Raw genomic sequence first — 13,991 nt, forward strand, 5'->3', positions numbered from 1 at the left:
AAGCCAAAGCCAAAGCCAAAGCCAAAGCCAAAGCCAAAGCCCATCGCGCCATTTACGGCCTGTTACGCTCACGGCCTGTCACAGAGCAGCCGCCTCCTGCACTGTCGCAACATCATCGCGCTCAATTTCTTCCGCCAGAGCTTCCAGCATGATGCAACTTTCCTTCACGGCCAGCGGCAGGGTGCCATAGGTCAGCCGCTGTATGATGGGCGTAATAGAACCAGCCGTTTTCCGCAAAAGGTCGCTTATGGCTTCAAGGTCACGGCAATCTTGCTCCGCCTGATCAAGCCTGAACGCCGCACTGCCGGGCAGGGGCATGTGGCGTAAATCATCCTGTAACGGACGCATCTTACTCGTCGGCATTATCAGTCTCGCGTTGCGGCACAAAGGGGGAGGCGCTTCCCCTGTAACGCTGACCACGCCAGCACACACGCATCAGAACAGCCCGGCTTAATCTGCCAAGGAAGGAACCACCGCACACGCTGATCCTCATGTGCGGAATGGCTGATCTGTGTTCTGTTATTCTCGCGCAGTTTCTTTTTCTCTTCTTTCCTAATGCTACTGTGATCTCTGTAATAACAGACCTTCATACAACGCGTATGACGCATCATGCTCTTATAATGAAGAAAAAACATCATCTTTCTAGCGGGTCAAAAAAAATACAACCCGGAGAAGGCCAGATATCATACGAATTTCGACGACAAATTAATGGAGAAAATAAAACAATATTAAAAATATTCTAAATTTTACATCATCATAAATCATACTTATGAATATATACACAATAATTACTGTAATAATTCTGTAACACACATTGCTTTGCTTGATGGCTCTTTATACAGTCCGGCTCAGATACACCACGGATGACGGTTAAGACTGAACATTCCTTCTGCCACGCGTTGACAGTTATGAGCCTGCACGCGGGCCGGGGGATCAGTCCCCATCCTTGGGTCGAACCGTAAGACATAAAGGATGAAAAGACATGAGCGGAAAAAACAAAAAAGCGATCTGTCTCGCCCTGCTCACACTCGCCCTGGCCCCCGCCCTTTCCGGCTGTGCAAACGGAGATATGACCGGCGCAGACGGAAAACTTTCTCTGAACAAGATTGTCTCAAACATCGCGCCAGATGAAGGCACTATTCCAGATCGTGCCCTGTTCTGATTGCACGGTGCTGTTTGAAAAATCAGCAGGAAAGGGCAGGAAGATATATGCGCGGCAGAAAAACGGCTTTGACGGCGCAATACGCAGCCAACGGGGGTAACTCCGCGCAAAGGGCCATCAAAAACTACCTGATCAACTTGACAGATTTTTCAAACAGCTTCCCATTAATTCCCTAAAAAACGCGGAAGGAGACCGATCTTTCTGACACGTGGCGAACGCCCCAGCCCTCTGCCCCTGCCGGGTTCCCGGGGCAGACACATAGGGACAAAGCAGGCACTTTCCTGAGAAAGCAGGATAGAAAGTGCTCCAGATTCCTTTATTTGAAGAGAGACCGCAGGCCACATAGCGTTTCCTGAGGATGTGCGATACGATGCGCTTCCAATATAAAAACAGGAAAGAGCAGCCCATGTCCTGGCATGTGTGGTGGGTGTTTAGCGGTATCGTCTTTTTTCTTTGCGCCGTTCCGGGGCCTAACATGCTGCATGTGCTCAACCGTAGCGCACAGGTCGGGATCAAACGGTGCACCATGACCATGGCTGGCTGCCTGAGCGCATTGGTGGTGGTGCTCAGCCTCTCCGCCGCCGGGTTAGGGGCCGCACTGGCCGCAGCCCCCCGTTTGTTTGGTGTGCTGCGTGTGGCTGGCGCGCTTTATCTGATCTATCTGGGCATCAAGGCGTGGCGCGGGGCAGGGGCCGTGCCGGAAGCAGCATCCCCCTCCATGCAAGATGGCAACGGGGTGGCAGACAATACGGGTGTCTCTCTGGTGCCGGGCGAGCATGGCACCCATAGCGGCGCAGAAACACTCTCTGCCGCCATGGCCAACCCTCATCTGTCCCTGCGTGTTCTGTGGCGTGATGGGTTTTTTGTGGGGCTTAGCAATCCCAAACTGTTACTGTTCGCAACAGCATTTTTCCCACAGTTCATTTCCCCGCATGAGGCTCGGGTGCCACAGTTTCTGGTGCTCATCCTGACCTTTCTCGCGTTGGAACTGTTCTGGTACAGCCTCTACGCTTTTGGCGGAACCAGCCTCTCCCGCATGTTGCAACGGCCTGATCTGCGGAAACTGTTTGATCGCGTCACAGGCGTTGTGTTCATGGGGTTCGGCGGCGTTCTGCTGCGTGGTCGGCTGTGACATCCCGTTCTGCCCACCGTGAAGGGTGGGCAGGCAGGCTCAGGCGCAGCGGGCAGCCTCGCCATGTTCGGCCCTGTCCACCAGATACGGGCCTGCCGCAACAGTTTCCAGTATCAGAAGTGTCAGGCCATTCCGCGCGGAACCGTTTTCCGCAAGCTCGGGCAACGGTAAGTCCGCATTCCCGCCGGTCCAGCGCATCTGCTCGTTTTCCAGACCATGCCAGCCAGACAGATCACTGACTGTCAGATGCTCCCGCACACTGTGCCGGTTTTGCCCGTTCAGCAGCGTAATCTCGCCAATCAGCACACCCAACTGGCGACGATCATCCACAAACGGCCCGATCACATCTGCCGGACGGCTGGTGCGGGAGAGGATACGCACAGCGTGCGTGCCCGGCGGCAGCAGAAAAACCGAACGCCCGTTCTGCGCGCGCAGGGAGCGCACAACGGTGCCTGTGTTGGTCAGCAGGTGCAGGTCAGCATCATGCACCACAGCAGGAGCATCCGCCGAAGTCAGACCGGCCCGCGCGGCAAGAGCGTGGAAAAGCGGCTCCACCCAGGCGCGTGAGACCTCCAGCGGCGCAGCCGCATGCTCAGCCCAGTTCAGGGTGCGGCTACCAAGGCGCGCGACGATGCCTTCCTGCTGAAAGCTCATGCGGTTGCCCGTGTCCAGATAGCTTTCCGTCAACATGCCATCCGCCAGAATGACCGAGTGTTCATCCGTCTCGATATGATAGTAATCGTAAGAAAGGATGCTCCGGTCATAAAAAATGGAGGTGCCATTTACCAGCATCCGCACCGGCACAAACCGGCCGTCAAAAAACAGGCAATGGTCGGGCGTGATCAGCATGTCCTTGTAAGGCACGCCCTCTGCAATGGCATCCTGCTTCACCCTTACCGGGTATCCGGCTTCATCATCCGGCAGATGCGCCCGCACGGTGGCGCGCTTGCACCCCGCCCAGACCACCGGGCGCCCCACGGCTTCCCCGTTGATGTAAGCCACAACCTCATCCCCCACACGGATGTCTTCAACCGCCACATCACCCGTCGGGGTCCGGATCATGCTGCCCGCCAGAAAGCAGACCACAGTGGTGTTGGCGCTATCGGTTGTGACCGTGAAGTCGCTTGGGGTGAGATTGCCCGCCAGCGTTACGGAACTGGAGATCACAAAAGTCTTGTTGCCCCAAGCCGGAATGGTTCCGGTAAGAGAATACGTCCCGTCTCCGTTAGCGGTCATGCTCAGCGTCACGGCGGTAGAGCCGGTTCCGGCAATAACAATCTTGTCGTAGGTGCTCAGATTCTGAATGGAGGGAATCTGGTTCGCTGTGCCACCGTTGAAATCAATGGTCAGCGTGTTGCCCAGAACGGCCCCTGTCGCATCCGTGTTCTGCTTGAAGATAACGGTAGAAGCGATCTCCGATCCGTTAGAACTCTTCAGCGAAGCCCCGTTTTCCAGGGTGATGGTGCCTGTTCCCTTGGCTCCGCCACCAAAAGTGGCAGAAACGCCATTCAGTGTCAGATTACTGCCGGAAGCAAAGGAGGCAGAGCCAAAGCTAAGGCTGCTGCCACTGTCCGCACTATTGAATGTGGCGTCGCCGTTAACAGTCAACGTGCCTGATGAAGAATAGGATGCAGGCAGATCAACAACGGCATCGTTATTGACTGTGATCCCTTCCCATGTGGTCGGAACGCCAGAATTGCCGCCACCGAGATCTGTCCAGTTTTCGCTATTTGACCAGCTTTTGTTGACTGTAGTGCTTGTGCCAATCCAGATTGCCATACGCGTCAATACTTTCCTAACAAACAGTTCGTGCATCACCAATATCAAATAAACGTGAGAAACAGGAGTAATTTGGTCCTTAAATATATTTAATTTTTCCAAACGCAAAAAAGTCGCATTTGCGCGGCAGGCTTTATCGTCCCCGAAAAGGAAAGAATGCTTCTGTCATCAGGAAGAAATGCTGCCGCTGTTTCGCACCACGCACTGTTTCGGGTGAAAGGCCACCCGGAAAAATCAGAAACCGCTCCCCTGAAGCGGCTGTTTTAAGGCCACTCCGTTCCTCCTGCCTGCGGTGGTCAGGGCGCTGAAAGGGCGGGCTGCTGCGGCGGCAAAACCATCATAAAATTGAAATACGCCCCCCCCCTCCCGCCAGTGTTACAGACGCTGAAGCCGGGGAGGGGATAATGCGCTGGATCAAAACACTTAAGATCGGGCTGTTTCTGGCCGCAACAGGCTTTGCAAGCCCCGCCCTGGCGGAAGACGGTGTGGTGCAGGCAACCCTTCCCAACGGATTACGTGTGGTGATTGTGCGCGATGCACTGGCCCCTATGGTGGCCACGCGGCTGGTCTATCTGGCAGGCTCCACAGCCGCCTCAGCCGATTTCCCCGGCACGGCGCACGCGCTGGAACACATGATGTTCCGTGGTACGTCCACCCTTAACAATGATCAGTTAAGCCGTATTTTTCAGGCCACCGGCAGCCGTGCCAACGTCTTCACCGCTTACGAGCAGACGCAATATGTGTTTGATATCGCCCCGGTTGATCTCGGCGTCATGCTGCATATCGAGGCCGACCGGATGCAGAACCTCTCGCTTGATCCAGCCCAATGGGCGCGCGAACGCGGGGCTATTGAGCAGGAAGTCTCGCGCGATCGCTCCAGCTCCGTGATGCGGGCAAGGGAGCAGTTTGACGAAGCCTTGTTTGAGGGCACTCCTTTTGCGTGGAGCGCCCTTGGCACACGCCAGTCTTTTGATGCCACAACACCAGAACGCCTGCGCCAGTTCTATCAGGCATGGTATGCGCCCAATAACGCCATCCTGTTTGTTGTGGGGGATGTTCAGCCCAAAGCCACGCTGAAACTGGTGCAGCAGGCTTTCGGCACAATACCCTCCCGCCCCCTTCCGGCGCGCCCGACAGTTCCCCTCACACAGCCCACCGCCCGCACGCTCACCGCCCCCACGGATGCCGCGGTCGGGCGAATCACCATCGGGTGGCGCGTGCCCGGCCTGCATCAGTCTGATGCCCCCGCACTGGCCATTCTGGCAGATGCCATCTCAAACAGCCGCAGCAAGCTCGGTGTGCTGGGGCTGGATGGCAAAAGTCTCGGAACATCATTCTTTTACGCCGGAACAGCCAATAACGCCGCTCTTACAGCCTCCATTTCTTTCCCCCGTGGGCAGGATCCTGCCTCTTATCAGGCGAATCTGAACGCAGTTCTTGCTGAGTACCGCGCCCACGGTATTCCGGCTGATCTGGTGGAGGCCGCCAAGCGGGCGCGCCTTAAAGGGGCCGAGTTTGAACGCAACAGCATTGCCGGCCTGACCCACGCCTGGACCATGGCCGTGGCGGAATGGGGCGTCAGCAGCCCGGAGGCCCTTACAAAAGCCTATGCGTCCGTCACGCCAGAACAGGTAAACGCGCTTGCGGTTCGCTATCTGGACCCAGATCACGCCATTACCCAGATCTCGCTCCCGCAGGGCAACATTCCTCCCACGCAGGATAAAGGGTTCGGCGGTGCGGAATCGTTTGGGGATAAACCAGTGGGCGCGGTTCCGCTGCCAGACTGGGCGCAATCCGTGCTGACTATGCCACCCGCGCCGCAATGGCCTCTGCCGCGCTCCGTTTCCACCCTGCCAAACGGGCTGCGGCTGATCGTCCGACCTTACCACGCGTCCCATACCATTCAGGTCTTCGGGATGGTCCGCATCAACTCGGCGCTGGAAGAACCCGCTGGCAAGGATGGTGTTGCCTCCCTCACGTCTCAACTTCTGCTCTACGGCACCCCTGAGCATGATCGGCTGAGTATTGTAAAACGATCAGATGATATCGGCAGTTCGCTCTGGATTGGTTCTAGGTTCGGGGCCGCGGCCCAGACGCAGGATTTTCCCGCCACTCTGGCCCTGCTTGCAGACACCCAACTGAATCCCGCTTTCCGTGAGGCCGATCTTGCCACAGTGCGGGAGAAACTGGCGGTTGCCCGGCAAGGCCTGTTGCAAACCCCGAACCACATGTTCCAGCGCGCAGCACTTGAACGCCTGCTGCCACCCAATGATCCGCAATTACGGCAGGCAACACCCCAGACCATCCGCAGCGTGAACCGGGATGATGTCACGGCATTTTTCCAGAAAGCCTACCGGCCTGATATGACGGTTATTGAAGTGATTGGGGATATCGAACCCGATGCTGCAAAAGCGGCGGTCATGGCCGCGTTCGGAAACTGGCATGCAAGCGGCCCCAAGCCGGATGTGGTTTTTTCCCCGCTTCCCGATATCCCGACTGTCTCCCTCCAGATGGAGGGAGAAGGCCGCACACAGGATATGGTTGAATTCCTCCAGCCGGTTGGGCTCCGGCTGGGGCAGCCGGACACAATGGTGTTTTCTCTGGGGAACCAGATCCTGAGCCTCGGTTTTCCCTCCCGCTTCTATCAGGCGCTGCGGGTTAAGACCGGATATGTCTATGGCGTGCGCAGTGCGACCTCCGTGGATGAAACCCGAGGCACCTTTCAGGTCTCGTTCGGGGCCGATCCCGCCAAGGTGCCGCTGGCAGAAACCCTGACGCGGTCTTTGCTGAAGGATATGCAGACAACCCCCGTCAGCACCGCAGAACTGGCGCGGGTCAAAGGGGGCTATCTTCGCACCCAGCCTTTCGGAACAGCTTCACTCAACAGCATTGCCAGTCGCGATCTTTTCCTCATCAGCCACGATCTGCCTCTTGATCAACCCAATCGTGACATCTCAACCGTGGCCGCCGCCACGCCGGAACAGATCCGCGCCGTGTTTGAGCGGGAGGTTCACCCAGATGCCCTCTCCACCTTCATTTATGGGCCCAGGCCGCCCGAACCAGCACCCGCTATAGCCGCCGGGCAAACCACACCACACGGCCAATGATCTGCACCATCTCGGCCGGAACTTCATAAGGAGAAAAGCGCGGATTTTCAGATTTAATGCGGATCATGGGTTCGGTGGCCTCATGGGCCCGCTCCACCCATTTGCACACCACGCCATCGCCATCAAACAGCACAAAAATGCCGGGCTCTATAATGGACACCTTGCGGGTATCCACCAGCACCATGTCTCCATTCTTGAGCATCGGCTCCATGGACTGGCCTTCAACTTCTATCACCCGCAAATCCGCCGGGTGGGCGCGCAGGGTGCCGCGCACAAACTCTTCCTCAAAAAACTTGGGGCGCCCCAGAAGCTGATCTTCCACATACCCGCCGCCACCCATGCCCGCACGCAGTGAAATGAACGGCACCGCCACATAACCGGGCGGGTTCAGTTCCACACACACGCTGGGCATATCCGATGGCGGGGTATAACGGGCGGGCTTATCCTGTTCGGCCACCCCGCGCGCATGGGCAGGAAACAGCAGGTCCCGCGCCGTGCAGCCCAGAATGGCCGCAATCCGCTCAAGCTTCTCGCCCCCCGGATTGCGGGATTTCCCCTTCAGAATATCGCGCACGTAGGTATCGCCCACGCCAGCATTGCGGGCCAGAGCCTTCTGGGTCAGGCCCAGCAGCGCCATGCGCCGTTCAAGTTCATCAGCAACAGGGGAGCGTATCATAGGGGGAGGTATCCCATAAGAACGAAGCAAGATCAAAAAGGGATATATCACACCATTTCTGCTTGACCAAGAGGGACTGGTCACACTAGCGTTCCCCTTAAGCCTCCCACCTCAAGGCCGGGGGCTCCTGACCAGCTTTCATAACGGAAAAGCCTCCATGCCTGTTCTTCAGCCTGTGCGTGAAACACCTCTCTATCATATTGATATGTCTTCCATAAATCCGCGTTCTGCTTCAGTGTCATCACGACCAATGGCGCAACCGCGCGGCACTGCTTCGTCCACGCACGGCCTCCCCCGTCAACAGGCATCGGCAGCCTCTTCCACCACGGAGGATATGATGCGTCACACCCGCTCTCTCATGCCGTCAAGTGGGTGTGATTTATCCCTCTCCGAATCGCCTCATCCCACCGCTGCGGCAGATGTCGCGTGTCAGGCCGCAGCCCGTCCGGGCACCAGCGTCACCCTGCTTGAGCAAATGGTCGCCCTGCGGCGCGCCGGGCGTTCCCTGCGTCAGATCGGCCGCCACACAGGCCGCTGCATGGAAAGCGTGCGTCAGGCGCTCATGCGGTACGAACACGCCCGCCTTGCCTCCGCCCCCTCTGCAACAGATGAGGACGAATGGAACGAACCCCTGCGGGATGCCGAACCCCTTCCTCCCGGCCACCCCATCGCCCTGCGTGGCCTGTGGCGTGGGCTGGAACACTGGCAAACAGATGAACCGCCCCCCACAAACGCCAGCCCCGCATCCGGCCACCAGACCGCCATGCGCCACAGAAAGACGCACCACACAGATGCGTGTCCGGGCAATGAGAGCCTGACCCCAACCGGTCACAGCGTGTCCAGATGCCCCAACGCCATGCTTCACAACACGCGTGCGCATAACGGCACTTTTCCTGAAAAGGCACAGGCATGAGCAAGCGTCTCTGGTCCAAATTCTGGTGGCAGGATTATGAACGAGACCCGGCACTCCGCCTGTGCTCGCTGGCCGCGCAGGGGCTGTGGATGCGCCTGCTGTGCCTGATGCATGAGGGCGAACCCTACGGCCATCTATGCGTCAATCACCGGCCCCTGCATTCGCGCCAGCTTGCGCTTATGCTGGGTGTGGCAGAACGGCAGATCGCGCGCCTGATGGCAGAACTGCGGGACGCCGGGGTGTTCAGCACCACGCCTGAAGGCTGTATCTACAGTCGTCGCCTGTTGCGCGATAAAGCAGTGTCAGACCAAGGGGCTGCATGGGGCCGCACGGGCGGTAATCCCAGCCTGAAAGCCGCCAGCCAAACACCTGCATCTTCACCGCCTTCCACACAGCCCGCGGGTGTGGGGGAGGGGTTAAGCCCGCCCCATAAACACCAAGAAGCAGAGGCAGAGTCAGAAGCAGACTGTACCCTCACTGCGTTCGGGCCGAACGATGATGTGCGTTTGCATCTTTTTAAACACGGGCTAAGTTTTTTGCAGAAAGCAACAGGGCGGCCAGAGCGCTCAACCCGTGCCCTTCTCGGGAAATGGCTGAAAATGCTGCATGATGATGCCGCCTGCCTGCTGGCAGTGCTAGCCGAATGTGCGGCATTCAACCCGGCAGAACCTGTTTCATGGATAGAAGCCAAGGTGCGTGCCCGCGTGGCCGAACTGGCCCAGCCCATGGCTCATCCCGCTTCTGCCTCACCCCATGCTCAGCGGCTGGCCGCATGGCAGAACGTGCCCGATATGGAAGGCGTGTGATCATGCTGCATTTCTTCGCCGCACAGTCGGAAAACGCCGGAGCCTGCTTGCCAAATGCCAGCACCCCAGCGGCTACGTCGCACGCTGGAACACGCAATGCGCCGTGCGCTGCCAGAGCGCCATGGATGGATCAGTCAGAAAACGCAGAAAATACTTTGTTACAAGCATCTTTTTCCGGAACACCCCACACATCTCCGGCACTCCAACCCACCCGCTATACGCCTGCCACACCTGCCCTGCGTGCCGTATTTGCGGCACGGGCTGCTGGCGTACCGCTCACAGTGCGCGATGTTTCGCCGGACATGATGGAGGCCATACGGCAGCAATGGGGGCTCGTGCAGCACGCGCTCCAGCCTGTTACAGAACTGCATGTTGCTGCGTGGCTGAAAAAACTCAGTCAGCTTGTCACCAACCCGCCGGGGGCTGAAACCGCCGCCAGCCAATGCCGCGCCATTTTTGAGGTGTGTGGTGATATCCCGTCAGGCGCATGGGGGCGGGACGCCCGCCTTGCATGGGCACGGCAACCACCCCGCAACGGCTACCCCACCGGCGCCCGCTGGCCCAGCCCCAACGAACTCCGCACCCTGCTGCTGCCCTTTGCTGAAACCATCAGGCGGGATGCAGAAGGATGCCGCGCTCTGCTCCGCCTGCACTCCCAGAGTGACGCCACACTCCAAAGCACCATATCCCAGACCACAGCACCCCAAACCCACGCCACGCCGCCCATCCATTAATTAGGCCTGCATCTGCACTCAACGCCCTCCATCCTTCACTCCAAAACCAAAACCAAAACCAAAACCAAAACCAGAGCCAGCATCACAGAACCAGCATCCCATGCCTTTTCCAGCACACCCGGCATCGCAGCCGTCATCTCTCATAACCAAAACCCGCGATCAGCACCCACTGGTTCGTATTCCACATTTTGCCCGGTGCGACACACCACTAACCTGCCAGCCAAACCATGTCTCTCAGCCGGAAGCACAGAAGCACCATTCCATAATCAGCCTCACAGCACGCACCAGATAACCGGACCACACACCCCTCTACCTCCTCGTAGCGCGACCTCTGCACCAGCCAATCCGAACATTACTCTCCACAAAGAGAGTGAAAACAAACAGATGAGAAAGGATTTTTCATGACACTCAGGAAAAACCGCACCACTGCCTCTTCCCTGCGGTCCGCCACACCACCGTCTGTCATGGAAGTGGCACCCACACCAGAACGGCTGACCCATTCTGAATTTGTGGGCACGCACCCCATGCGTGTGCGCCGTACCGTGCAGGCGCTTCTGAACGCGGGGGATATCACCCAATCCGCCGCCGATTCCGCTGAACGCTGGTATCAGGATTATGTGTTTGGTTATTGTGATTATAAGGAGTTTTCACAGGACCACCGCCCAAGCACTCTTACAAAACATGATGCAGTTTCCTGGCAGATGGTGCGGGGCAAAGCTGTTGCGCGTATTACAAGCGTGCGGGAAGCGCTTGGCCTGTGCGCCCACCAACGCTTACGCATGATGCTGGTAGATGAACTCTCTTTCCGCGCCATGGGGGCAGCCCTGTTTCCGCAACTCTCCGCCAGTTCCGCCCAACGCAAGATTGCCGCCCAGTGCGCCCTGTTGCTTGAGCAACTGGAAGCGTTTGAAGAAAACGCCCGCAAAGCCGCAAAACAAGCCCGCATGGCGCGCAAGGCAGCCGCGCCTGCCACCACTTTGCCCTCGCCGTAGCACAGCGCAAGCGCTCGTCTGGCCCAAGGCTTTTCATGTCGTGAAAGGGGGACATATGTCTCGCTTCGCAGTGCTTTCTGCTCTGGCGTTCTTATGCGCAGCACAGGCGCACGCAGCAGCAACATCATGCCCGGGTACCAACACGATTGAGATGAACCAGTGCGAGGGCGATGCACTGGCGCAGGACGAAGCAACGCATCAGAAATATGCCAAGGCCGCACTTGCGTTTCTTCAGAAACAGATCACCGATACAAAAGATGATGACACAGTAAAGGTTCTGAAAGAGAGCCAGAAAGCCTTCCAGCACTCAGAAACCGCATGGAAGGCTTATCGGGACGCTGAATGCGGCGCCGTATTTACAAACTGGCAGCAGGGTACACTCCGGGTCATGATGCAACTGGGGTGTGAAAGACGCCTGACCCGCCAGCGCACATACACCATATGGCAGAACTGGCTGACGTTTCAGGACAGCACCCCACCCGTGTTGCCCAGCCCAGAGACCGACCTTCCGGGTGATAATACTCACAACAGATGAAACGTCAGTCCAGTCCGGCTGGCGGAGCTTCTTGTGGAGCCATACGTTGGATTTTTCTCTCCACGCCTTCCGACCTCAGAAGGGAGGCTTCAAATTTACGGTTTCACCCTTAAAAAACGCCTGACTCCACCTCAAGTAAGGGCCTAGCCAACGCGCCTCTTTTTTACTCACGGAGAATCCTCATGCCCTGGACACCTGATGACGCCCAACACCACACGCACAAGGCCACAACGGAAATGCTCCAGTCCCTATGGGCAAAGGTTGCCAATGAGTGTCTGGAGCGCACGGGGGATGAAGGCCGTGCAGTGCGGGAGGCCAACGCTGTTGTCGCCCGCACCGCTGCCCGCCACCCGGAGGATGATTAAGGCTGCATCTGTGGCTGGGGTTCCGGGGCGGCAGCCTGCTGCGGTTGAGGCTGTTCCGGCACACCGGCTACCCGCCACACGGCATTGCCCACATCATCCGCCACCAGCAGCGCGCCGGTGTGGTCCAGTGCCAACCCAACCGGGCGGCCATGGGCATGTTTTTTATCCGCGGTCAAAAAGCCCGTCAGAACATCCACCGGCGGCCCATTGGGTGCACCGCTTTGAAACGGCACAAATATTACCTTGTAGCCACTTTTCGGCCTGCGGTTCCATGATCCGTGCTGGGCAACAAACAGCCCATTCCGCCAGATTTCCGGTAAGGTGCTGTTCTGTCCGAACGCAATGCCCAGGCTGGCTGTATGCGCGCCTACCGCATAATCCGGCACAACCGCCTTGCTGACCAGATCATGGTTCTGTGGCTGCACGCGTTCATCCACATGGCCACCGTAATAGCTGTAGGGCCAGCCGTAAAAAGCGCCTTCCTTTACAGCCGTTATGTAATCGGGCACCAGATCGCTGCCAATTTCGTCACGCTCGTTCACCACGGCCCACAGCGCACCGCTTTGCGGGTCCCACGCCAGACCGTTCGGGTTACGCAGCCCGGTGGCGTACGGTGTCATCTCACCCGTGGCAAGCGTCAGCCGGTTAATGCGCGCACGGCCTTCTTCCGCTGGCAGCCCGTTTTCCCCCACATTGCTGTTAGACCCCACCGTTACGTAAAGATACTGTCCATCCGGGCTGGCCAGAATGTTCTTGGTCCAGTGGTGATTATAGCCTGAAGGCAGATCCACCACCTTTTTCCCCGCAGCCGTGATGGATTTTTCACCGTCCTGATACGGAAAACGCCAGATGGCATTGGCGTTGGCCACATAAAAACTGTCTCCCACAAGCGCCATGCCAAAGGGCGAATAAAGCTTGTCCAGAAACACGGTGCGCTCATCCGCCACACCATCTCCATCCGTGTCGCGCAGCAGCATAATCCGGTTGGGGCTGGGCGTATCCGCGCCCGCCATACCCTGTATCAGCCCCGCAATCCGCTTTTTCAGGCCGGGTGCATCCGTGCCGGGGCTGTTGGTTTCCGCCACCAGAACATCCCCATTGGGCAGGGTGTAAAGCCAGCGCGGGTGGTTCAGCCCTCTGGCAAACGCCTTGACCGCAAGCCCCGTGGTGGGGTGGGGGGCTTCATCCTCTTTCCACCCAACGGGGCGGGCAATGTTCACCGTGGGCACCAGGGTGGCATTGGGCTGCGGCAGTTTGGGGCGGGAACCCATGCTCTCGCTTATGGGCAGTCTGGCCCGTTCCGGCCGCATCACCACGGCATATGTGGCTGTTCCCAAAGCCAGAACAACAAGTCCTGCCGCCAGAAGATACCGGCTTGTTCGGTTCATGATGGTGTATCCTTTGCAGGGTGCCGTGTCAGGCTGCCTCCGCTATCCCCTGAATGAAAGGGGATGGGCGCCTGCGGGCCTTATGGAGCAGAGAAAGAAAAACTTTAGGGCATAAACGGTGTTTCTTTCATTGCGTTCCACATGGCCGTTGCAAAAAAGCCCACGCCAGGCCACGACTGCGTCTTCAAGGGGAAAGACGGAATGCAGCGTGGCCTGGAGCCGTTACACTGGCGCGCCTGCAGAAGGAGGGAGAGCCAACGCGCCAGTGTAAAGCCGGGAAGTGACTGCCGGGCAGGGGCTAAACCCGGCATGCCTGTGGGAGAGACAGGCAGGGAGTGGGCTTCAGATCCTGTGGTTGATCCACAGCGTTGTTGTGTCAGACACCCTCTTGTGCGGGGCTTG

13 protein-coding genes are annotated in these 13,991 nt (G+C 58.1%); 9 read left to right on the plus strand and 4 right to left on the minus strand.

Going from position 1 to position 13,991, the window contains the following annotated elements; genetic code table 11:
* Window positions 1-78 precede the first annotated feature (78 nt).
* Window positions 79-363 (minus strand): hypothetical protein, encoded by a 285-nt coding sequence (locus AD948_RS06155; RefSeq protein WP_156478960.1) that lies wholly within the window; start codon window positions 361-363, stop codon window positions 79-81.
* 619 nt (window positions 364-982) lie between these two features.
* Between AD948_RS06155 and AD948_RS06160 the strand changes: the two genes are divergently transcribed.
* Both AD948_RS06160 and AD948_RS06165 read left to right on the plus strand, forming a co-directional pair.
* Window positions 983-1,162 carry a hypothetical protein gene (locus AD948_RS06160; protein WP_058987301.1) on the plus strand — a complete coding sequence of 60 codons (180 nt, stop codon included), beginning with the start codon at window positions 983-985 and terminating at the stop codon, window positions 1,160-1,162.
* Window positions 1,163-1,568: 406 nt separating this feature from the next.
* Entirely contained in the window at window positions 1,569-2,294 is a 726-nt protein-coding gene (locus AD948_RS06165) for a LysE family translocator (RefSeq protein WP_061471140.1), read from the plus strand.
* A 39-nt stretch (window positions 2,295-2,333) separates the two neighbouring features.
* Here the strand turns inward: AD948_RS06165 and AD948_RS18635 are convergent, their stop codons facing one another.
* Window positions 2,334-4,073, minus strand: a complete 1,740-nt coding sequence (locus AD948_RS18635; RefSeq protein ID WP_061471141.1) for a Hint domain-containing protein — start codon at window positions 4,071-4,073, stop codon at window positions 2,334-2,336.
* Between the two features lie 404 nt (window positions 4,074-4,477).
* Here AD948_RS18635 and AD948_RS06175 point away from each other — a divergent pair, with 404 nt between their 5' ends.
* Entirely contained in the window at window positions 4,478-7,180 is a 2,703-nt protein-coding gene (locus AD948_RS06175; protein WP_061471142.1) for a M16 family metallopeptidase, read from the plus strand.
* Here AD948_RS06175 and AD948_RS06180 read toward each other — a convergent pair.
* Complete coding sequence (locus tag AD948_RS06180; protein ID WP_006559616.1) at window positions 7,143-7,856, minus strand: LexA family transcriptional regulator; 714 nt, start codon at window positions 7,854-7,856, stop codon at window positions 7,143-7,145. The genes AD948_RS06175 and AD948_RS06180 overlap by 38 nt on opposite strands.
* 157 nt (window positions 7,857-8,013) lie before the next feature.
* Here AD948_RS06180 and AD948_RS06185 point away from each other — a divergent pair, with 157 nt between their 5' ends.
* From AD948_RS06185 to AD948_RS06210, 6 genes are all read left to right on the plus strand, one after another.
* On the plus strand, window positions 8,014-8,769 hold the full coding sequence (locus tag AD948_RS06185) for a hypothetical protein (RefSeq protein ID WP_061471143.1): 756 nt from the start codon (window positions 8,014-8,016) through the stop codon (window positions 8,767-8,769).
* Window positions 8,766-9,575: a hypothetical protein gene (locus AD948_RS06190; protein WP_061471144.1), complete on the plus strand. Its 810-nt coding sequence runs from the start codon at window positions 8,766-8,768 to the stop codon at window positions 9,573-9,575. Before AD948_RS06185 ends, AD948_RS06190 begins: the two co-directional genes overlap by 4 nt.
* 2 nt (window positions 9,576-9,577) lie before the next feature.
* The gene (locus AD948_RS06195) at window positions 9,578-10,309 is read left to right on the plus strand and encodes a hypothetical protein (protein WP_061471145.1); all 732 of its coding nucleotides are present in this window, start codon (window positions 9,578-9,580) and stop codon (window positions 10,307-10,309) included.
* A gap of 401 nt (window positions 10,310-10,710) precedes the next feature.
* Complete coding sequence (locus AD948_RS06200; protein WP_156478961.1) at window positions 10,711-11,301, plus strand: hypothetical protein; 591 nt, start codon at window positions 10,711-10,713, stop codon at window positions 11,299-11,301.
* Between the two features lie 55 nt (window positions 11,302-11,356).
* Window positions 11,357-11,836, plus strand: a complete 480-nt coding sequence (locus AD948_RS06205; protein WP_061471146.1) for a lysozyme inhibitor LprI family protein — start codon at window positions 11,357-11,359, stop codon at window positions 11,834-11,836.
* Between the two features lie 182 nt (window positions 11,837-12,018).
* Window positions 12,019-12,201, plus strand: coding sequence for a hypothetical protein (locus AD948_RS06210; protein WP_006559624.1), 183 nt, complete (start codon window positions 12,019-12,021; stop codon window positions 12,199-12,201).
* On the opposite strand, the gene AD948_RS06215 is transcribed toward AD948_RS06210, so the two are convergent.
* The gene (locus tag AD948_RS06215) at window positions 12,198-13,589 is read right to left on the minus strand and encodes a PQQ-dependent sugar dehydrogenase (RefSeq protein WP_006559625.1); all 1,392 of its coding nucleotides are present in this window, start codon (window positions 13,587-13,589) and stop codon (window positions 12,198-12,200) included. The two genes, AD948_RS06210 and AD948_RS06215, sit on opposite strands and share 4 nt — an antisense overlap.
* Window positions 13,590-13,991 lie beyond the last annotated feature (402 nt).

Source organism: Acetobacter senegalensis, from assembly GCF_001580995.1.
In the GTDB taxonomy this organism is placed as follows: domain Bacteria; phylum Pseudomonadota; class Alphaproteobacteria; order Acetobacterales; family Acetobacteraceae; genus Acetobacter; species Acetobacter senegalensis.

Excerpts from the sequence above, each read along its gene's own strand:
- AD948_RS06155 (WP_156478960.1), bottom strand. The coding sequence starts at position 363 with ATGCCGACGAGTAAGATGCGTCCGTTACAGGATGATTTACGCCACATG.
- AD948_RS06160 (WP_058987301.1), top strand. The coding sequence starts at position 983 with ATGAGCGGAAAAAACAAAAAAGCGATCTGTCTCGCCCTGCTCACACTC.
- AD948_RS06165 (WP_061471140.1), top strand. The coding sequence starts at position 1,569 with ATGTCCTGGCATGTGTGGTGGGTGTTTAGCGGTATCGTCTTTTTTCTT.
- AD948_RS18635 (WP_061471141.1), bottom strand. The coding sequence starts at position 4,073 with ATGGCAATCTGGATTGGCACAAGCACTACAGTCAACAAAAGCTGGTCA.
- AD948_RS06175 (WP_061471142.1), top strand. The coding sequence starts at position 4,478 with ATGCGCTGGATCAAAACACTTAAGATCGGGCTGTTTCTGGCCGCAACA.
- AD948_RS06180 (WP_006559616.1), bottom strand. The coding sequence starts at position 7,856 with ATGATACGCTCCCCTGTTGCTGATGAACTTGAACGGCGCATGGCGCTG.
- AD948_RS06185 (WP_061471143.1), top strand. The coding sequence starts at position 8,014 with ATGCCTGTTCTTCAGCCTGTGCGTGAAACACCTCTCTATCATATTGAT.
- AD948_RS06190 (WP_061471144.1), top strand. The coding sequence starts at position 8,766 with ATGAGCAAGCGTCTCTGGTCCAAATTCTGGTGGCAGGATTATGAACGA.
- AD948_RS06195 (WP_061471145.1), top strand. The coding sequence starts at position 9,578 with ATGCTGCATTTCTTCGCCGCACAGTCGGAAAACGCCGGAGCCTGCTTG.
- AD948_RS06200 (WP_156478961.1), top strand. The coding sequence starts at position 10,711 with ATGACACTCAGGAAAAACCGCACCACTGCCTCTTCCCTGCGGTCCGCC.
- AD948_RS06205 (WP_061471146.1), top strand. The coding sequence starts at position 11,357 with ATGTCTCGCTTCGCAGTGCTTTCTGCTCTGGCGTTCTTATGCGCAGCA.
- AD948_RS06210 (WP_006559624.1), top strand. The coding sequence starts at position 12,019 with ATGCCCTGGACACCTGATGACGCCCAACACCACACGCACAAGGCCACA.
- AD948_RS06215 (WP_006559625.1), bottom strand. The coding sequence starts at position 13,589 with ATGAACCGAACAAGCCGGTATCTTCTGGCGGCAGGACTTGTTGTTCTG.